Raw genomic sequence first — 20,133 nt, forward strand, 5'->3', positions numbered from 1 at the left:
GTTAACTTTATTGAGGTCAATCATAGCGGGATAAACAGTTAAATATTTGAATTTAAGATACTTAAATATATAACCATGCCCACTATATTGCAAATTTTTATACCAAATTATTAATCGAACTCAGGTTATTATTTCAATATTTACGGTATACGACTGCTTATTCCCATCAAAGCAGCGGTTAGTTAGATTGAATTCGAATTCACGTAAAATTACACCATCAAGACTACCCTCCTTTCTTTTATGCCGACAGGTACGATATGATATCGAATCTGACCGGTTCTATTGAGTATTTCCAATACTTCTTCTAAACTTCGCTTTTTAGAGATCGCGCCTGTAAATCCATAACCTTTTCCTCGGGTCACGACCTGTACCTCTACACCATACCATCTCGACAATTCATTACCGATCTGATCAAGACCAGCATCGAAAAATGCAAACTCACTGTCGCGCCAAGCATTAACCTTGTCCATCTGAGCGGGACCGACCTTAATATTTTCGCCCCCCCAAGTGACCACACTGCTCTGACCAGGCTTTAACGTATAAGCTCTATGCTCTGTAGCGACCTCCACACTTCCTTCCATCAATGTCGTCGTCGTACGATTCTCCCCATAAGCCTTCACATTAAAGTGTGTGCCCAATACTCGCACCTTCTGATCGTTAGAAAACACCAAGAACGGCTTATCCTTATTTTTGGCTACTTCAAAATAAGCTTCTCCCTCCAGCTCTACTTTACGGATACCACCAATGAAGTTCACGTCGTAGGTTAATTTAGAACTCGCATTCAACCACACTTTCGTACCATCCGTCAGCAATAGGGCACCTATCTTTCCAGCAGGTACGCTTACCACTTGAATCATCGGCTCTGTAGCTTCGTCTAATTTTTTAATCTCAAAGAATGAATCACCATTTTCTTTCTCTGTACTTGTGTATGCCGTTTCCATACCATCCGACAGCTCGACAACCTCACCATTTGGCAATGTTAATGTCACACCATCCGATGCAGGTTTTTGCTTTTGTAGCTCCGCTGCGATTTTAACTTCGTCCGCTACTGGTGTTACGGTCTCTTTATTTCGCTGATAGCCGACAAACCCGATCACCACTGCTGCTGCCACCGCTACCCATCGCCACAGAGGTCTCAAGAAATGTATCTTCTCAGGTCTCTCTTCGCCAAAAATGATCGCCTCGATTTGAGGATACTCTTCTCTAGATATCTCCACAATACCCGCTATCTGATCCGATTCTTCATCCTTTGCCTCAAAAACCGCATCAACATACTGTTCTAGTTCGACACGGAACTCCTCATCAGAAAATGTATCCACGAGCCAAGCAGCTTGCTGAGGCGTACATTTGCCCATCAAGTATTGTTCAAAAACTTGTTTTTTATTATACATAACTTCAGTTTTCCTGTGTCGCACTGTGATGCGCATTTATCTATATACGCAGCGATACGACAAAGTCTATGCTCTAAAAATTATTTTTTTCAAAAAAAATATAAATGATATGGGATATCCCTCCAAAGGGACGTTTCAGAAGATGGGGAAACCTATTTATTATTAACCCAAAGCCCCACCAAGGCTACCAATAAGGCAAATAGCTTTTCGCCCAGTTCACTCTTCAGGAAGCGCATTGCTTTGGCCATGTGATCTTTGATCGTTCCCACAGACACACCGTGAGCCTCAGCAGCCTCTTCATAGCTCTTCCCCTGAAACTTACAATACAAAAAGATTTCCTTACGCTTGGACGGCAATCGATCAATAGCTGCGGACAGCGCTTCCGTCATTGACTCGATATGATCGCTCCCATCCTCCATTTCGTAATACAATGTTGCTTGTGTCAACAGTGCTTTGCGAACAGCCTCATTAGAAGCTGATTTCCGGAAATAGTCCACCACCAGATTACGAGCAATGGTATGCAGCAAAGGCCAGACACCGTGCTCTTGTAGAATACGCTCCCTCATATCCCACAGTCGAACAAACGAAATTTGATGGATTTCCAGCACACTGTCTTCATCAGGGAGTAACTGATTCAATTTATGCAGTAAAGACGGCGAATGCAACTCATAAAGCTTAGAAAAAGCCTCTCTATCTCCCGCTATTAAACCAGAGATCCATCTGCCTTCACCAAATTCTTCCTTTTCCAAGCTACATTACTTTTGACGCAACAAAATTATAAATTTTTTATTAATAACGTTTTAATAAATACTTATGCTACACAACATTCGAGTAAGAGGTTATTGTTGGTTTTAAATGAAGGCTTTTTATGCGCCTCTCTGCCGGCGCGGGGCATGTTCGTTTCCTCCGGAGATTGCTGCGCAATTTTTCTTGATAAAAAGGAACCAAAAATCAAGGCTGTATCTTATTTGTTGCTCCAGTCACGCCATAGTGTGAGCGCAGCTCCTAGGTCTCCTGCGCTCGAGTCCATCGAAAAGACTGGGATCCGCTGGAGATAATGCAATATGTGAGGGTTGGTATACACTATGTCTACTTCCACTGCCAAATAAGCTAAGGCCGTTTTAGAGCCTGTGAGTAAAAGAAAGAAACCAGCGATCAATAGACAGTATTTAAAAACGACCTTGTAACATATGGAGTCAAAGGCCGTGACGCTGCCATCCCACGGAAGTACATCTTGCAGTAAGCAAGGATTTCCAGTCGAAGGGTTGGGAAAGAGCCAAGGAGACCTTGGAAACCGCTTTGGCAGTAGAGCGTGCCGTGATGAACATAGGTTACACAGTCTTGATTTGTTTGCTTCTTTATTCATCAAGGAATAAAGAAGGTCCTGTCCTGACAAGGACTATTTTAAACCTTCTTTAAACTTTGACCTTATCAAACTATTGTGATGGCAGGGGAGCAATTTTCAGCGTCGCAGGAAGTCCTAATTCTTTGCGTAAAGCATGCATAAACTTATCCCCCGGATCCCGCTTTGAAGTCATATAAGTAGGGTTGGTTTCCTTCCACCAAAGTGTCTTTTTGAAAGCCTGATATTCGTGATGCCCTATGACATATTCAATAGCATACTTTTCACGAAGGTATTTGATCAGTTTTGTATTGGCTTGCAGTTGTTTTTCTGTCAATGGGTTTCTTGGTGTACCGATATTCTCTATACCAATCGCACAATAGTTGAGCCCTATGGTATGACGTGCAAACTGATTCTCTTCCAATAGCTGATAGATACGTCCGTCCCGCCCAATTATAAACTGTGCAGAAACATTTAAAGAGCTGGCTGTCTGCAAATCTCTCCTCCCAGGAAGAAATACCGGATTAAAGGTTTTAAAAGTAGCATTGACACTCATATTCTCGGTATAGTGCACTACGACTATACGTGGCTCGATAAGCGCGGTATCTGCACGGATACCATGTCTCTTTAACAGGTATTCCAACGAAAGACGCTCTCGATCAGCATCCCATTGAATTGGTCTTTTTACAACAATAGGCTTAGTCTGTGCGGAGAGCTCAAATACCCTTCCGAAGACCAAGCCTATCGATGCCGTTATTATCCATGAAAGTACCTTCTTCTTAATAATCCAAGTTACTCCCATGTATCGTTGTTTAAAAAAAGCTATTCTTAATTGTGTTGTACACTCTTGGCGATATATTCACTTTCATTACCAAGGCGGTCGATCGCACGTACCGCAACATCATACAGCGTTTTTCCATCTTTTTGCTTCGGCAATTCTAGCGAAGTTACGGAAGCATCAAGGATATCTGTACTCCAAACCTCACCATACCTTGTATAAACTACCCAGTGCATAACTTGATCGGGTTGTTTTTGAAGCCATTTTGCAAATACCGTATTTTTCTGATTAGTCAACAATAACGTTGGACGCAGCAATGGATTTGCATTCAACCATGGACTTTTAGGGATCAATGCTTTTTCCTTATAAGGGCCATTCTTCAAGGCAGGAAGCATGGCCGGATTTTTCGTCAGCCCCGCAATACTCCAGTGTACAGCCCCAGGGCTATTCGGAACAATCTCCCGAGATGCAGCAACTTGATTCACAATCTCCTTTGTTTTATCTGCTGCTCTGACCTCTACCGTATTCAGACCTGGCCATAGGTGTCTATTATATCTATTCTCCGACTGCCACCATTTTAACAGCGCCGTAAAACTCTGACGCTGTGGCTCTATAGGCCAATACAACTGCGGCGTGAAGTAGTCGATCCATCCCTCATTAAGCCACAGCTTCGCATCAGCATATAGTTCATCATATTGGGACGATCCAGTAATACCTGCCGGATAGCCCGGTTTCCATATTCCAAATGGGCTCAAACCAAACTTCACAAAATTTTTCTCTGCCTTTATCTCTTCATAAACACGTTTGATAAAGCGGTTGACATTATCTCGACGCCAATCTCCCCGTGATAGATTGCCTCCCTCTCTCTTATAAACATTCCATGTTTTATCATCTGGAAAATCTGCACCTCCATTGTAACTGGCATAAGGATAAAAATAGTCATCAAAGTGAACGCCATCTATATCATAACGCTTTACAATGTCGTTGACCACCTTAGCCGCGTGATCCTGTGTACGCTGATCGGCAGGATCAAACCAATACATACCATTACGCAGCCTCACCACATTATCAGGAGTACGCTTGACCATAGACTCCGAAGTCACTACACCGCCATTGGAGTGGTGCGCACGGTAGGGGTTCAGCCATACGTGCAACTCGAGCCCACGTTTATGTGCTTCCTGTACCCAAAATTCCAAGGGATCGTAATAAGGTTCCGGACGTTTGCCAATCTCTCCTGTCAGAAAGTAAGACCAAGGTTCAAACTGACTATTATACATCGCATCCGCAGAGGGGCGGGCCTGAAAGATAACCGCATTGAAATTATTCTCTTTGAGCATATCCAATAAAGCTATTGCTTCCTGTTTTTGTTGCTCCGTAGTTAGATTACGTTTAGAAGGCCAATTAATATTAGCTACAGTCGCTACCCAAGCCGCACGAAACTCACGGGGGATTGGCGGCAGATCCACAATAAGAGATTCTTCTTTTTCAATTTTTACCGGAGGCGCCATCTCTGTAGATTTAGCGACCAAGGCCGGTTTCGAATCTTTTTTGGAGGTATCTTTCTGTACCACCACTCCTGCCTGTGTGTTTGACACTTCTGTCTCGGCTTTCTTTGTATGTTGTGCCCTCTTATTCTTACGTGAAGCACAAGAAAACATAAATACCGAAATTAATAATGCAGCAACTACTGCGCTTTTAATCGTCTTTAAAGTCATAGTATGCAAAACTACACTTTTTTCGTTAGCCCTAATCAACTTTCTCACCTTCAAAATAAACCCTCTTAACATTAAATCCGTTATCAAATACCAATACATTAGCTCGACTTCCCTTCTCCAAACGTCCAATATCCTCTCTTTCAATCAATCGAGCAGGATATATTGTAGTCATACGAATGGCTTCATCTAACGGAATTCCTGCATTTTCAACACAATTTCGGATAGCTCCCAATAGTGTCAATGCAGATCCACTCAATGTTCCATCAGGAAGTACATAGTGATCATCATTTCTAACATGCTGATAGATGCCGGAGTTACACGACGTAACAGCATCCGTAATCAAGAACAGACGTTCGCCCAATTGCGCTTTACTGATCTTGACAACTTCATAATCCACATGGATACCGTCTACCACTATCGAAGCACACACATTCTTATGATTAAATATTGCTCCCGGTACACCCGCCTGCCGATGATGCAACGGGGACATCGCATTCCAAAGGTGGGTAGCCGCCTTAATTCCTTTGTCAAATGCTCTCGAAGCTTCTTCAAATGTCGCATCCGTATGGCCAGCACTGATCAAAACGCCTTTCGACAGCAGATAGTCAAGACACTCCTGCGCTAACAATTCGGGAGCAACAGTTATAATTCCGATAACATCTTCGTTATCTTCAAACAGATGACGCAACGTAGGCAGGTCGGCTTTGAAAATCAATTCTGCAGGGTGAGCACCTCTCTTCTTCGGATTCAGGAAGGGCCCTTCCAAATGTAAACCTAGGGCAATACGAGGAGAAGCAGCTTTAAAAACACGAATTGCCTTATCGAATATAGGAATTGTATTGGTTGCCAGTGTCAGATAAAAAGAAGTACAACCTTGTTTTAATAGTGTCTTCTCGATGTAATCCAATGCATCTGCACTCAAGGTTTCAGAGAATAAATTTCCCCCGGCACCATAAATCTGTAAATCGATAAGCCCCGGACAAATATGACAACCTTCCACATCTACTTTTTCAAATTCATCAGAAATATCCTCCACAGGTACAATACCTATTATTTTATCTCCTGAAATCAGTAATGCTTGATCCTGTATAGTATCATTGCCGGAGTAGATTGTTCCGTTATGTAAAGCTAGCTTTCTTTCCATAGTGCAATATAAAAAAAAAGAAGGTTTAAAATCAACATCTTCTCGTCGCTCGAGCCGCGACAGGGCTCTTCTTTCTCCTTGAACGAGAAAGAAGCAAAGAGTCAAGACTGTGTAACCTATGTTCATCACGGCACATAAAGCTATACTTGCGGTTTCCTAGGTCGCCACAACACTGCCCCACCCATAGACTGGAAATCCTTGGTTACTGCAATATGTACGATAATCTGTGTGATAGCTTTACGGCCTTAGTCTCCATATGTTACAAGGTCGTCTTTTTCACGTGTAGATTATTGATTGCTTATTCCTTTTGCTATCCACAGGATCCAAACCGGCCTAGGATGTTGTCGCGTTAAGAAAACAGAAGAAATCCAACGAGAATGGATTTAAGAAGTGAAACGGCTCAAATACATTCTGGACTTCGAACTGTTTTTAGCGTAACAATATCCAAGCCTTGACTTTTTTGCTTCGTTTTTGTGTCAAGACAAAAATGAAGGTCCCGTCCTGACAAGGACTATTTTAAACCTTCTTTAAACTTTGACCTTATCAATTTACCATCTGTTTAAAAGTAATACAGAAAGTTTGTAACTTCGTTTCACACGAAACCGCAGACTATGGAGAAATCAAAACAGCCTACAAACGGTAACATAAAAGCTATGCGCATTATCAATGTTATTGCGATTACGGTTTTTGTCCTAGGAATCCTTTATAAAATATTTATAGCTAAATAATAATGTCACAAAAAGAAATCTTCAACACAGACAAGGCTCCTGCAGCAATCGGACCTTACAACCAAGCCATCAAAGCTGACAAAACATTATACGTCTCTGGACAAGTGCCTTTCAATCCAGAAACGATGGAGCTGGTCACTACGGGCGTAGCAGATGAAGCCCATCAGGTATTAAAAAATGTAGGCGCCATCTTAAATCATGCCGGCTACGATTTCAAAGATGTTTGCAAAGCGACCATCTTCTTATCCAGCATGGATGACTTCGCTACAGTCAATGAAGTCTATGCACAATACTTCAACGAGAACCAGCCTGCACGTGAGTGTGTAGCAGTAAAAACATTGCCCCGTAATGTAAATGTCGAGATTTCTGTTATCGCCTGGAAGGCATAGCTCCAATACCACAATCTTTACAACCGAATTTTAGCTCTGTCCAGACAGGGCTTTTCTTTTATAAAAATAGCTGTAGCGATTTCATACCGATCACCGTACTAGTTACTTTACAACTATAAATTCAAAAAAAATGGCAAGAACTAACCTCTTATTTTGCTGCCTATTGGGTATTATCACCTTATTTGCTGCCTGTAACAAAGACGACAATAACGACAAATACCATGAACTCATTCGTCTTGCTGACCTCAAATTGCAAGAAGCTATCAAATTGGCCGAAAATCAACCTTGTAAACCGATAGAGGAATGGCGCATAGACACGCTATCGTACCGTTATGTGCCCGTACATCCCAGTTTTGAAGAGGAATACAACGGCCTTATCAAAGAATACCGGAACCTATCCGAGCAGGCATACAAAGCTTACAAACCCGGAAAAAATGACCCTTTAGTATATAACACTACACCAGCTGAGATGGCTCCCCACTTTGGATTACGCTGCAAAGAAGGTAAAATGATTGTGGCCAACGCAACGGACCTTGAACTCACCGAGATTGACCAATTATTAGATGAACTATTTCCACAAGTCGTTGGCTATTTTAATGATGTTCCTTGTACCGATGCCAGTAAATGGTCTATCGCTACTATTCTCAAGGACTGTGAATTTATACAATTTCCCATTAGTAACACCCCTGATTCTCGTGCTTTCAGAGAATTAGCGACCAAATACAGCCACCTTTATCAGGTTAAAAAATACCGCACAGAAATGGATTGTCCAAGCAGCAATGCAAACCCTGCAAAAGAAGTTATTTGTAAAGACGGAAAAGCGATCCTTGTTTATTAAGAAATCTTATCCCAGGATATCCCTGGAGCCCGTTGATTCAGATACGCTGCCAATTGCTGGTGCTGTGATGCCAGCAATTGCGCGTCTTCTTTAAAGATTTCAATCACCCGACTGCGGGCCTCGCTCAATATAGCCTGATCCTTCGCCAGGTCTGCAATTTTCATTTCCAACACGCCCGATTGCTGTGTGCCTGAGAGATCGCCCGGTCCCCTAAGCTGCAGATCGACTTCAGCAATCTCAAAACCATCATTGGTACGTACCATAGTCTCTAAGCGCTTACGTCCCTCCTTACTCAGTTTATTGCCCGACATGAGAATACAAAAGGACTGCTCTGCCCCGCGTCCCACACGTCCGCGCAACTGGTGCAATTGAGAAAGGCCAAACCGCTCCGAGTTTTCAATAATCATAACCGATGCATTGGGTACATTGACCCCCACCTCGATCACCGTCGTAGCCACCATGATCTGAGTCTCTCCTTTTACAAAGCGCTGCATCTCAAAATCCTTATCTTTTACCGGCATCTTTCCATGCACGATACTGATATGATATTGCGGCAGGGGGAATTCCCGCATCAATCCCTCCAGCCCTGCTTCTAGATAAAGCAGATCCATTTTTTCACTCTCTTTAATCAATGGATATACGATATACACCTGTCTGCCTTTTGCCACCTCTTCCCGTATAAAACCAAATACACGCAAGCGCTGGTTTTCAAAAAAGTGAACCGTCTTAATTGGCTTACGCCCGGCAGGCAGTTCGTCAATGATAGAGATATCAAGATCACCGTACAGCGTCATCGCCAGCGTGCGTGGTATAGGAGTCGCCGTCATGACCAGCATATGCGGCGGAATCACATTCTTACGCCACAGCTTCGCCCGTTGTTCCACACCAAATCGATGCTGCTCATCGATCACGACAAAACCTATATTCTTAAACTTCACCTTATCTTCTATCAAGGCATGGGTGCCGATAAGGATATCCAATGTCCCTTCTTCTAATCCCTGATGTATCAATCGGCGTTCTTTGGCAGGCGTAGACCCCGTAAGCAGCTTAATGGAACAGATATCATCACCGACAAGCTCTTTCAAACCGTTATAATGCTGCGTTGCTAGAATCTCCGTTGGCGCCATCATACAGGCTTGGCAACCGTTATCGAGTGCAATAAGCATACTCATTAGCGCCACCACCGTTTTACCAGAACCTACATCTCCCTGTACCAAGCGGTTCATCTGTGCGCCGGTATTTGTATCCTGACGGATTTCCTTGATCACCCTCTTCTGTGCATTCGTCAGCGGAAAGGGCAAGCGCTCGTTAAAGAAAGTATTAAACCGATCGCCCACCTTATCAAAGCGGTGTCCCTTAAATCTTTGGGTATTGAGTTGCTTATTTCGCAACAGACGCAACTGTATAAAGAAAAGCTCCTGAAACTTCAACCTCCTAATAGCTGCATTCAAATCATTGACCTGCTGGGGAAAATGTATAGCCAACAACGCTTCCTTATGCCCCATAAGACCATGCTTTTCTAGAATATAAGGAGGAAGGGTTTCCTCAATACTATGATATACAGCTTCCAATGCTGTCTGCTGAAGTTTTTGAATACCTTTCGTATCCAGATTGAATTTCTTTAATTTTTCGGTGGACGAATAAACGGGTTGCATCGTCATATTTCCGACCTTCCTCTCCGAAGAACTGTACAGCTCCATCTCGGGGTGCGTCATCGAAATAGCTCCATTGAACTCGGTCGGCTTACCATATATAATATAGGGGCTGCCTATTTTGAGGCTTTTCCGGAGCCATGGTATACTCTGAAACCACACCAGCTCCATGCTGCCCGTCTCATCCCGAAACTCGGCGACCAATCGTTTACCGCGCCGTTCGCCCATTTCTTTTAATGAAATCAAACGTCCCAGCACTTGTGCTCCGATCAGATCAGCATGTACCTGTCGTATCTTATGGAATTGGGTACGGTCTATATAACGGAATGGATAATACTCCAACAGATCGCCAATAGTAAAGAGTAGCAGCTCTTTCTTCAACACATCAGCTTTCTGCGGACCTACACCTTTGAGGTATTCTATGGGAGTTATTAACGATAAATTAGCCATTCCTAAGAACGGCTAATTTACAAAAAACTAAATTAAAACGTTTCTGTATTTCAGCCCACCATGAAAGCCGTGACAAAAACGCGTACTGATAGATATAGGGTATTGGTATGGTTTATTTTAAATTGTTTATCTTATCCTGCAACTGTCCCATGGTTGCGGTTGATAAATCCTGATCCGTTATAGTAATCGTAGCGTTAGCTGCTATCGTTACCTTCTTAATACTATAGACATAGGAACCATTACTTTCGGACACGAAAACCACGTGTAATGTCATCCCTACCGGAACAAATCCGTAGTGTTCAGAAAAATAGAGGTCTGTTTCTTCCCAGGTATCTAATTGCGCCAATAAATTGGGCTGATCTTCATAGGCTAAATAAACTGCAGCGTTATTTTTGTTGTAGTTCGTTGGTACTTTAACTTTTATCTTCGTTTTTTCACCCTGATACGAATAGAAACGATCCACATTGGTCCAACCAAACGCAGTGCCCCATATCGAATAAGTCATATTCTCACCATTCATATTCAGACCGCCTTCTTTATCTCCGGGCTCGATTTCATCCCAGGCCAGGTTTCCATCCTGGTCGATAATACCATTCCAAAGTTTCATATCATTATCCAATCCTCCGGTATGTGAAGCAGGTAGAGACACGCTAAAGACACAGCCTGAAGTCAGCTCCTTATCCCCCTGTGTAATTTTGAGGTTATACTGCCCGCCAGTCACCAGTGGCTCTTTCTTGCCGTCAGCATTGATACCCATTACAGGCTTATTGGCTACAACCATATTACCACGGTCATAGATTTCGACGAATGACAATGTCGCATCGCCTGTCGCCAAAGCACCGCTCTGGTCACGAAGACAATTGGCACTGATCTGTATCCTAGCCCCTTTAGCTGTAGTAAAGTCAAGACCCTCAGCAATTTTAAAATCTTTTTTCTGCGTTAGCCCCGTGAGGACTTTTGCTCTCATTTCCTGAAAACCTGAGGCAGAAGGAGTCGCGATTACAGGTGCAGGTTCAGTACTATCATTTTTACATGAAGTAGCGATAAAAGATACCGAGAGCAATACCGCTAATAGTCTGGAAGTAAAATTTGTGTTCATATCATTGTAAGTTTAAATGTTATTATTCAATTCGTTTACATAATGATATACACACATCGTCCTAAATGTTACCCCTATTTTATTTTTTTATAAAAAACATTCACCTTTTAATTATTCAATAGCTCCGCAAAAAAACCATTATCTTTGTTTTCTTGTTCTTAGTACACAGTAAGACAAGCTTCAAAAGATATATATGGGAAAAACAAAGATATACGACACCGCCATAAAACAAGAGACCGCTGTACTGGTATCGGTCATCACACCCGACATTTCGGAAGAAACTGCGCAGGAATATTTAGAGGAATTACAGTTTTTGGTTGAGACTGCGGGAGGAGATACGAAAGGGGTATTCACTCAAAAATTAGCGAAACCAGAGCATGCTACCTTTGTAGGTACCGGCAAGCTGCAGGAAATAAAAGAGTATGTGGAAGCTGAAGATATTGATATGGTAGTTTTTGATGATGAATTATCTCCATCTCAACTCCGCAATATAGAGAAAGAATTGAAACGTAAAATATTGGACCGTTCCAGTCTGATTTTGGACATCTTTGCTAAGCATGCGCAGACTGCCCAAGCCAAGACACAGGTCGAACTGGCCCAACTGCAATATCTATTACCCCGTCTTACACGGATGTGGACCCACTTGGAACGCCAACGAGGTGGTATCGGTATGCGCGGTCCAGGTGAATCCCAGATCGAGACCGACAGACGGATTATTCTAAATAAGATCTCTCTGCTAAAGGAGCGCTTAAAAGTAATCGATAAACAGAATGAGACGCAGCGCAAGAATCGCGGCGAGATGATCCGTGTGGCGTTAGTGGGCTATACCAACGTGGGTAAATCGACTATTCTCAACATGATATCCAAAGCGGATGTGCTGATTGAGAACAAGCTCTTTGCAACCCTAGATACAACAGTGCGTAAGGTGGTCATCGACAACCTTCCTTTTTTACTGTCCGATACGGTTGGTTTTATCCGTAAGCTACCGCATCACCTGGTAGAATCCTTCAAATCGACATTAGATGAAGTTCGCGAAGCCGATGTACTGATCCATGTCGTCGACATCTCACACCCCGACTTTGAGCATCATATTATTGCGGTCAATGAGACATTAAAAGACATCAATGCTCTGGACAAACCAACGATTACGGTATTCAATAAAATCGATATGTTCAAGCCTGCTGTAGAATTCGATGAGAACGGCGAAGAAATCAAAGTAACATTAGATGATTTCAGAAACTCCTGGATGGCTAAAAACTCCGATCCTGCGATTTTCCTATCAGCGACTAACAAAACGAATATAGAGGAATTCAAAGAGAAGCTCTACGAAGTCATTTCAGACTTACATAACAAACGATATCCGTATAATAATTTGCTGTATTAAGATAGTGAACTTGTTATCTTGTTATCCAGTTAACGAGAACCGATATAATGCAGGCCTAAAGACAGTGAACTTGTTAGCCTATTAACAAGCACCTACATAATTCAAATATAATTAGCTAGTTTAGTAAAATAGACTAACTAATTATATTTATTATGATCCAATCCCACAAAGATCTCAAAATATGGCAACTCAGCATTTTATTCGTTCGGGATATCTATTCTATTACATCAAACTTTCCTGCCGAAGAACGATTTGGGCTTACAAACCAGATGCGTCGTGCAGCGGTATCCATTCCTTCTAATATAGCTGAGGGAGCTGGTAGGAGTGGCAATAAAGAATGGATTCGATTTCTAAATATTGCCCTTGGTTCTATATCCGAGCTAGAAACCCAATTAGAGATAGCTAAAGTCCTAGAATTTGTTAACGATCCTACAAAAGAAATCGAACAGCTTATTTACTTTAGGCGAATGATTCTTAAATTAATTGCAAGCCTAAATTCGTAACTTTGCCAATTAAAACTTATTTCGATAACTCGATAACTCGATAACTCGATAACTCGATAACTCGATAACTCGATAACTCGATAACTCGATAACTCGATAACTCGATAACTCGATAACTCGATAACTCGATAACTCGATAACTCAAAATGCAAAATAAAACTGTTCAATTCACCGACTGGGGCTTGGTTGACTACCAAGAGGCATGGGATAGGCAAGAGAAAATCTTTGCGGACACATTGGCTATTAAGCATAACAATCGGGTCAACGACACCAAACACCCTACCCCCAACCATCTTATATTCACAGAGCATCCACACGTCTATACACTAGGAAAAAGTGGACATCCGGAATACCTCTTATTGGATGAAGAGGGCCTAAAGGAGAAAGACGCTAGATTCTATAAAATCAACCGTGGTGGAGATATCACTTATCACGGTCCTGGGCAGATTGTCGGTTATCCGATCTTGGACTTGGACAACTTTTTTACGGACATCCACTTATACCTTCGCACACTCGAAGAAGCCATTATACTGACGTTGGCCGATTATGGAGTACAGGCCGGAAGGTACGACGGCTTTACTGGGGTATGGCTTGATGCGGACAATGATAAAGCCCGTAAAATATGTGCTATGGGCGTGCGTGCTTCACGCTGGGTGACTATGCACGGTTTTGCCTTCAATGTAAATGCTGATCTCGAATACTTTGGCAACATCATCCCCTGCGGTATTGATGACAAGGATGTAACCTCCATGGAGCGAGAGCTGGGACGCAAACTCGACATGAGCGAGGTCAAGGATAAACTCAAAACACATATTGCAGCACTGTTCCATATGGAACTACAGTATTAAACAAAAAAGGCACCCGTAACGGTGCCTTTGACGTTGAATATATTGATTTTTAAAAGTTGACCATTATTCAATACCGCACTACTGTATTATCTCAATCCCAAAACCATAATCTGTCAATACTTGCGTATTCACCAGCGTATTACTATTGAGATCAAACTCGTAATAACCCGTTTCCACCGTTGGATTGCTCTGATTCATGCTCGTCAGATAATACGTCTTATCACATTCGCGATAAGCCGCCGAATAGAATTCGGTATTAATCGCTGCATTGATCGCCAACAAGGTGGTATGGGTGCCCGTATTAGGATTTATCTTTACCAATGAGAATCCGCTGGCATCCCTTTTTAAGGCGATCAGCCCAAGGCTCTGCGAATACTTCACCCCATAAAAAGCCACCCAATCATTAGCCTGTGAAAACGATGGATATAGATCCCTATGGCTTGCCGTATTCGTAGCCGTATTGACCGTAATCAGGTTAGTCCCGGATAAGAAATAAAGCTTGTCAACACCATTACTGGTTGACGACATACTCTCATTCGCGAAGAAACTATGGTTGTCAAAAGTCCTATCCGCGATCGATATAGGGAGTGCAGCACCTGTCGTGCCGTTCTGCATATTGAAACTATTGATCATATAATGCTCGCCTACTCCTGAAGAGGCATAGCTCTGATCTACGGCTATCACATACGCATTTCCGTTATTGAGCACTGGTGCAGCAAAGTTGGTTTGTACCGCGTAGGCCTGTCCTACTCCAGTATTTACATCAAATTTAAGATAGGCTTCTGCACGTGAGATCAACATACCATGTGTCCCTGTAGCCTTATCGTAAAAAGAACTATTAGTGGGAAGTTGAAAGGTAAGCCTATGATTCGTAGCCACGGTACCCAAGAGCGATCCCGACGATGGATTAAGTCCATTGACCGCAAACTTATTGTAAGCGACGCTGGCCTGATAACTACCATCAAAAGCCACGCGGAGCATAACCAGATTATTCAGCACACACGCATCAGCGGGTTGCTCGGGCTCTACCCCTTCATTAGAGCATCCCACGGATGCCATCCCCAATAAGAGTAGTAAAATAGCGTTTAGTATAAATCTTTTCATGTCATTTAATTGTTGATTCAGTTAGATATCAACAGTAGCCTTACATTGTTACCCCATCCCCTCTGTAAAAAACGGAAACTCTTACAGCAGACATATTCAAAAAACACGTGTAAAATAAAAGTAAAACACACGTGTTTTTTTTATATATTAGTATCAAAAATAAATACGATATGATAACGAAACTGACTTTAACAATGGAGCAGTCTCTCATCGAAGAGGCAAAGAAATATGCCCGAAATAACCAAAGAAGCCTTTCTGATATTGTTGAGAGCTACTTGAGATCGTTGGTAGAGAAGGGCGTTGTTATGAAAGAAGACGAACAACCCTATATCGTCCGATCATTAAAAGGCGCATTTAAAGATCCCAAAAATTCTGACTATAAAAAGATTCTAACGGAACAATTGTCAAATAAACATTGCTAATGGAAAAAATTCTTATCGATGCGGATGTCATTTTAGATTTTTTCTTTGACAGACAGCCTTTTTCAGATGATGCTTCACAAATTTTAGGATTATGTGAGACTAAGGTCATTCAAGGTTTTGTCACTCCGATCATGATCAGCAATATCTATTATATACTACGAAAGACTGCCAAACATGAAAAGATAATCGAAAGCCTCCGCATGTTAACGACTATTATTGACATCGCGACTTTAGACAAACGGACGATATTAGAAGCCTTGGAGTCGGGTTTCAAAGATTTTGAAGATGCTTTACAGAATTTTTCAGCACAGCAGACTGAAGGCATCCATATCATTGTCACAAGAAATACTAAAGACTATAAAACAAGCGCTTTATCCATCATGACACCCGAAATATTTCTAAAAAGCAGAAGGTAAGGCTTCTACTATTTCGAATCAGCTAACAATAATACACCGACTCGAAGGCTACAGGCACGCCATTTTTGAAGGTGATGGCAAAGAAGCCTGCATCCCCATTGGCAATACGGTAATAGTGGGGGCTCGCAGCCCAATCTACCGTCAGGAGGTGCCCAAATTTAGTCACGAAAGCTCTCTCGCTATAGCTGCCATCTATGATTTCTTTTCCGAGCACCACCGCATGCTGCTCCGCAAAGTTCATCGAGTACACCGAACCCACCATTTTATTCTTTGCAGGGTAATTTTCTTCAAATGCCAGAATCAAATCTGCCGATCTGTAGAAAAACAAAGGCTCCCAACCGCATTCCGGTGAATCCGGAATATCTTTAACTTTTTTCAGATTCAGATCAGCCGCTTCCCTTTCGGCAATCTTACCATCCCAAAGCCTTCTGCCCTGTATCAGGTAGTACATAGAAAGCTTACGCATTTCCATTTCATAAGCCTCATAGTCCAGATTCTGGAGCTTAGAGGCCAGAAGGAGCTCAAACTCGATATCCACTTTGGGGTTGGTCTGTCCCGATCGCTCCCAGGATTCTTTGTAATAACGCAGGGCCTGCAATAGATCTGCTTTGTTGCTCGACCATCCGATTTCACGCAGACGGCTAGCCGCATTCAGTTCTTCTGTGATATCCTTATCTTTAACTTTCAGATACGCTTTCAAAAGTTCTGCGTAAGTCAGTTCCATTCCCAGATACTTGGCCTGTATGTACTCCGGCTGTTCATGAAAATGATCACCTATATATACCCACCCATCATTATACAGTGGATAATAATCCAACGAAGTATGTTCATTGAGCCTAGCCTTACGTACAATCTTTCCTTCGGTCGAAGGCTGATTACGTACACGCAATTCAGCGACCTGCACATAGAGGTGCGGCCCCTGCTGACCTTCGGGGCCACGGTAGAAATATTGAGCCGGCTCACCGGCAGATCTCTTACTGAACATCCGCGTATCTAGCGGCTGCTTGGCTATATAGCCCACATCGCCATTACTGACCCTGATTTTATAATGCGTACGTGTCGAATCCAATACCGTAATCGATGCCTCGGTACAAAGGACACCTAATATGGAGTTTTTATTGTCCGGTGAAGACAGTAAGTGATCCCATTTCGAAGTATATACCGGTCTCCATTCTTTAGTCTGTGCATTTCCTAAAAACACAGCCAGTACGCAGGTTATCATTCCTGCAAAAATTCTTTTACTTATACGCATCATCCGATTCCCGCCGAGCCTGCCGATCTTTACTTTTTCTTTTTCTTCTTTTTCTCGTCCTTTCCCTTCTTCTCGAGTATTTCCACTCTCTTCTCCAGCTCCATAATATATAATGTCTGCTCGGTAACTAAATTCAAGAGTGTTTTAAATTCCTTGATAAGTTGTGTTTGTATCCCTACAAATGACATTTCGGCATCAATCATTTTTTGCCCCTGTCGTGCTGATTCCGTGCCGTCAACAATAACGTCTTTCCTAGATTGACTACGTACCATCTCGCCTTCACCCAGCAGTAACCATGATGGATTTATTTCAGGATATTTAGAAAATACTTTTAATAACGCGTCTGAGCTCAAACCTGATTTCTTCTGCTCACCTTTAAAATTAGCATAGGACATTCCTAAGTCCTTAAAAAACTCGATTTTGCTCATCTTCGCGTGCCCTGCTAACAGCAATATACGCTCTTTAATAGTAAGTGATAGATTGTCCATATAACTTCGTTTTTATAATTAGTCTTTTCTTAACAGCGATATTTCGCGCTCTAATAACGCTAATTGTTTCTCCAAAGAGACAATTGTCTTCTCCTGTGATTTGATTGTCGTTTCTTGAGATGTTATGACACGTTCCATCGAAAGGATAACCGCATTACTTACCCCCTCCAGCTCTGCATTTAAGTAGGTTTCTGCACGTTCCTCAATTTGCGGTGTTTTCCTAAACATCTCTCCCTCGCCAACAAGCAGCCAAGCTGGGCTAATATCTTTGTGTACAGATAAAATCATAGCCAATGCATCAGAACTAAGTGCAGACTGCTTTTGAACTCCCTTAAAATTACCATAAGACAATCCTAACTGACTAAAGAATTCTAGCATATTAATTCCCTTTTCCTGTGCTATCCGAACGACTCGATCTTTGATATTATAAATTATTTTCTCTTTCATCTTGTTTAAGACAAATATTTATCTTAAGTTTGGTTAACAATTATAAAATAGTATCCTTAACAAGAATACTCCGCAAACTGAACTTGTGAGTTCATCATATCCCACGCACAAATATTGTTTGACATGTTTTTATCTCCATGAAGCCTCATTGACGTCATATTGGCTTTATGGTTACAAAATATTGTCGCGCGATGATTCTGTAATTGGCATTGGCAAATATTCCTGCTATTGCCTGATCAGTTCATTGTGCCTGTTAATTAATCAATTTTTAAACAAACGGAGATCGTCTCAAAAGGAGATTTTATCATCTTTTCGACTGTAGTTTCGCGAAATGGAGAACCCCGAAGGGCTCTCGGAACAAAAATCTAATGACTTTAAGCTTTTAGATTCCTCCACTACGGTCGGAATGACGGCACAGTTTCAACTATGATACAGCTCCATGACAAACAATTATGATGAAAAATACACAAAAGAAACCAAAAGCAAAACATTTTAGGTATTTAAGTAAGGAAAACATCGAGAATCCGACAAGTTATATCAATAACTTCTACGGGTCAGAAACAAATCTTGCTAGCTGGCTTGATGATTTAAACACGATGGTGAATACATCATTCTGCGCTAAAATGAAAGGAGCACATCAACAATGGAAGGGATACCACTGCAAAAAACTCATCGAACAAGTAGAATTTGCCTATTCTATTTTTGTCGGTTACGATTTGAAAAAGATAAAAGGAAGATTAAAAATTCATCCTGTAGATTATCGGCAATTGCATTCACCTATTAATCAAAAGCCTGCTAATTCCGAACGGTGGATATTCGATACCCTCAGGTTGTTTTTTTCCTTTCAAAACCTAAAAGGATGGTACAAGATACTTGACCGCATATGGATCAATCTCATTGATAGAGGTGACGTTATCGAAGAACACGAACGCATTGGAGAAGACCGCCTAGTCATCATCAAAGAACTATTCACTAGAATAGCCATTGCTTTAAACCTAATTTACGAACTTGGAGAATTACCGAGGATAAAAAAGAATGAACTATTAAAACCAAATGTTATCGAAGACGATCTTACTACTACGGTAGATAGTTTATTGAGTACTGAATTACCTAACCCCACGAAAAATATTGATAAAAAATTTAATACACTCAAAGCGATAAAAAAGGAAATTATTGATAAAATCAAATTCCAATTTTGTATTGAATCTTTAAGTGATTTGCAAAATCTATTTAGAGAGTTAAATCAATATATTCTAACAAATCGTAAGAACTGGAATGAACTCTTCGAATTTACGGATCCAGAAAGATTGTTATCATCCTACAGCGTTATAAAAGAAATCCTAGACGTTATAAACCAAAATATCGATGATATTCATCCCGCACACTCGGAGTCGAATAGGCCAAATATTGACGACTTATATAAAATTTGGATACAAGATAAAACCATTCAATTTCTTTCAATATCGGAGTTAAGCTCACCTGAATATTATTTATACTTAATATATACATCTTACGATGCTTACGATTGGATTCTTAACTTGGAAGCACTTTTCCGCACATTTTTAACATTGAATAAAGATGAAATAATTTATGATGTTAAATTACCAATCCACTTTCTATTAGACCTTCAAAAACTCATAGAGCTTTCTTACTTAATCGCCTTCAAAGATAAAATCCAATCCCTAAACCCCACTGAACCAGAGCAACTAGAAATGCAACAGGAATAACAATTATAAACAACAC

General features: G+C 41.5%; 20 protein-coding genes. 8 read left to right on the top strand and 12 right to left on the bottom strand.

Going from position 1 to position 20,133, the window contains the following annotated elements; translation table 11 throughout:
* Positions 1–209 precede the first annotated feature (209 nt).
* From JKG61_RS15780 to nagA, 6 genes are all read right to left on the bottom strand, one after another.
* Positions 210–1,391, bottom strand: a complete 1,182-nt coding sequence (locus JKG61_RS15780) for a FecR family protein (RefSeq protein WP_202103918.1) — start codon at positions 1,389–1,391, stop codon at positions 210–212.
* Positions 1,392–1,543: 152 nt separating this feature from the next.
* Entirely contained in the window at positions 1,544–2,140 is a 597-nt protein-coding gene (locus JKG61_RS15785) for an RNA polymerase sigma factor (RefSeq protein ID WP_202103919.1), read from the bottom strand.
* A 215-nt stretch (positions 2,141–2,355) separates the two neighbouring features.
* Positions 2,356–2,757 (bottom strand): hypothetical protein, encoded by a 402-nt coding sequence (locus JKG61_RS15790; RefSeq protein ID WP_202103920.1) that lies wholly within the window; start codon positions 2,755–2,757, stop codon positions 2,356–2,358.
* 70 nt (positions 2,758–2,827) lie between these two features.
* Entirely contained in the window at positions 2,828–3,535 is a 708-nt protein-coding gene (locus JKG61_RS15795) for an N-acetylmuramoyl-L-alanine amidase (protein WP_202103921.1), read from the bottom strand.
* Between the two features lie 26 nt (positions 3,536–3,561).
* Positions 3,562–5,226, bottom strand: coding sequence for a glycoside hydrolase family 10 protein (locus JKG61_RS15800; RefSeq protein WP_237249511.1), 1,665 nt, complete (start codon positions 5,224–5,226; stop codon positions 3,562–3,564).
* 31 nt (positions 5,227–5,257) lie between these two features.
* Entirely contained in the window at positions 5,258–6,370 is a 1,113-nt protein-coding gene (nagA, locus tag JKG61_RS15805) for an N-acetylglucosamine-6-phosphate deacetylase (RefSeq protein ID WP_202103922.1), read from the bottom strand.
* Positions 6,371–7,100: 730 nt separating this feature from the next.
* Between nagA and JKG61_RS15810 the strand changes: the two genes are divergently transcribed.
* Both JKG61_RS15810 and JKG61_RS15815 read left to right on the top strand, forming a co-directional pair.
* Complete coding sequence (locus JKG61_RS15810; protein WP_021069429.1) at positions 7,101–7,487, top strand: RidA family protein; 387 nt, start codon at positions 7,101–7,103, stop codon at positions 7,485–7,487.
* A gap of 130 nt (positions 7,488–7,617) precedes the next feature.
* Positions 7,618–8,325 carry a hypothetical protein gene (locus JKG61_RS15815; RefSeq protein WP_202103923.1) on the top strand — a complete coding sequence of 236 codons (708 nt, stop codon included), beginning with the start codon at positions 7,618–7,620 and terminating at the stop codon, positions 8,323–8,325.
* Here JKG61_RS15815 and recG read toward each other — a convergent pair.
* Both recG and JKG61_RS15825 read right to left on the bottom strand, forming a co-directional pair.
* Positions 8,322–10,427, bottom strand: a complete 2,106-nt coding sequence (gene recG, locus JKG61_RS15820; protein ID WP_202103924.1) for an ATP-dependent DNA helicase RecG — start codon at positions 10,425–10,427, stop codon at positions 8,322–8,324. The genes JKG61_RS15815 and recG overlap by 4 nt on opposite strands.
* Positions 10,428–10,539: 112 nt before the next feature.
* Positions 10,540–11,526: a hypothetical protein gene (locus tag JKG61_RS15825; protein WP_202103925.1), complete on the bottom strand. Its 987-nt coding sequence runs from the start codon at positions 11,524–11,526 to the stop codon at positions 10,540–10,542.
* Between the two features lie 193 nt (positions 11,527–11,719).
* Here JKG61_RS15825 and hflX point away from each other — a divergent pair, with 193 nt between their 5' ends.
* The 3 genes from hflX (at position 11,720) to lipB (ending at position 14,261) form a co-directional block, all read left to right on the top strand.
* The gene (gene hflX, locus JKG61_RS15830; protein ID WP_202103926.1) at positions 11,720–12,910 is read left to right on the top strand and encodes a GTPase HflX; all 1,191 of its coding nucleotides are present in this window, start codon (positions 11,720–11,722) and stop codon (positions 12,908–12,910) included.
* Positions 12,911–13,062: 152 nt separating this feature from the next.
* Positions 13,063–13,413, top strand: coding sequence for a four helix bundle protein (locus JKG61_RS15835; RefSeq protein ID WP_202103927.1), 351 nt, complete (start codon positions 13,063–13,065; stop codon positions 13,411–13,413).
* A 146-nt stretch (positions 13,414–13,559) separates the two neighbouring features.
* Positions 13,560–14,261, top strand: coding sequence for a lipoyl(octanoyl) transferase LipB (gene lipB / locus JKG61_RS15840; RefSeq protein ID WP_202103928.1), 702 nt, complete (start codon positions 13,560–13,562; stop codon positions 14,259–14,261).
* 78 nt (positions 14,262–14,339) lie between these two features.
* On the opposite strand, the gene JKG61_RS15845 is transcribed toward lipB, so the two are convergent.
* A complete protein-coding gene (locus tag JKG61_RS15845; protein ID WP_202103929.1) occupies positions 14,340–15,365 on the bottom strand; it encodes a hypothetical protein in 1,026 nt (341 codons plus the stop codon).
* 170 nt (positions 15,366–15,535) lie between these two features.
* Between JKG61_RS15845 and JKG61_RS15850 the strand changes: the two genes are divergently transcribed.
* Positions 15,536–15,787, top strand: a complete 252-nt coding sequence (locus tag JKG61_RS15850; RefSeq protein WP_202103930.1) for a DUF6364 family protein — start codon at positions 15,536–15,538, stop codon at positions 15,785–15,787.
* Positions 15,787–16,203, top strand: coding sequence for a type II toxin-antitoxin system VapC family toxin (locus JKG61_RS15855; protein ID WP_202103931.1), 417 nt, complete (start codon positions 15,787–15,789; stop codon positions 16,201–16,203). Before JKG61_RS15850 ends, JKG61_RS15855 begins: the two co-directional genes overlap by 1 nt.
* Before the next feature lie 22 nt (positions 16,204–16,225).
* Here the strand turns inward: JKG61_RS15855 and JKG61_RS15860 are convergent, their stop codons facing one another.
* From JKG61_RS15860 to JKG61_RS15870, 3 genes are read right to left on the bottom strand one after another with little or no spacing between them, the layout of a single operon-like run.
* The gene (locus JKG61_RS15860) at positions 16,226–17,425 is read right to left on the bottom strand and encodes an SH3 domain-containing protein (protein WP_202103932.1); all 1,200 of its coding nucleotides are present in this window, start codon (positions 17,423–17,425) and stop codon (positions 16,226–16,228) included.
* Positions 17,426–17,484: 59 nt separating this feature from the next.
* Positions 17,485–17,943 carry a hypothetical protein gene (locus JKG61_RS15865; protein ID WP_202103933.1) on the bottom strand — a complete coding sequence of 153 codons (459 nt, stop codon included), beginning with the start codon at positions 17,941–17,943 and terminating at the stop codon, positions 17,485–17,487.
* Between the two features lie 18 nt (positions 17,944–17,961).
* Positions 17,962–18,390, bottom strand: coding sequence for a hypothetical protein (locus JKG61_RS15870; RefSeq protein ID WP_202103934.1), 429 nt, complete (start codon positions 18,388–18,390; stop codon positions 17,962–17,964).
* A gap of 452 nt (positions 18,391–18,842) precedes the next feature.
* On the opposite strand from JKG61_RS15870, the gene JKG61_RS15875 reads away from it, so the two are divergent.
* Positions 18,843–20,117 carry a hypothetical protein gene (locus JKG61_RS15875; RefSeq protein WP_202103935.1) on the top strand — a complete coding sequence of 425 codons (1,275 nt, stop codon included), beginning with the start codon at positions 18,843–18,845 and terminating at the stop codon, positions 20,115–20,117.
* The last annotated feature ends 16 nt before the right edge of the window (positions 20,118–20,133 follow it).

The sequence above is a fragment of the Sphingobacterium faecale genome, assembly GCF_016746095.1.
Taxonomy (GTDB): Bacteria; Bacteroidota; Bacteroidia; order Sphingobacteriales; family Sphingobacteriaceae; genus Sphingobacterium; species Sphingobacterium faecale.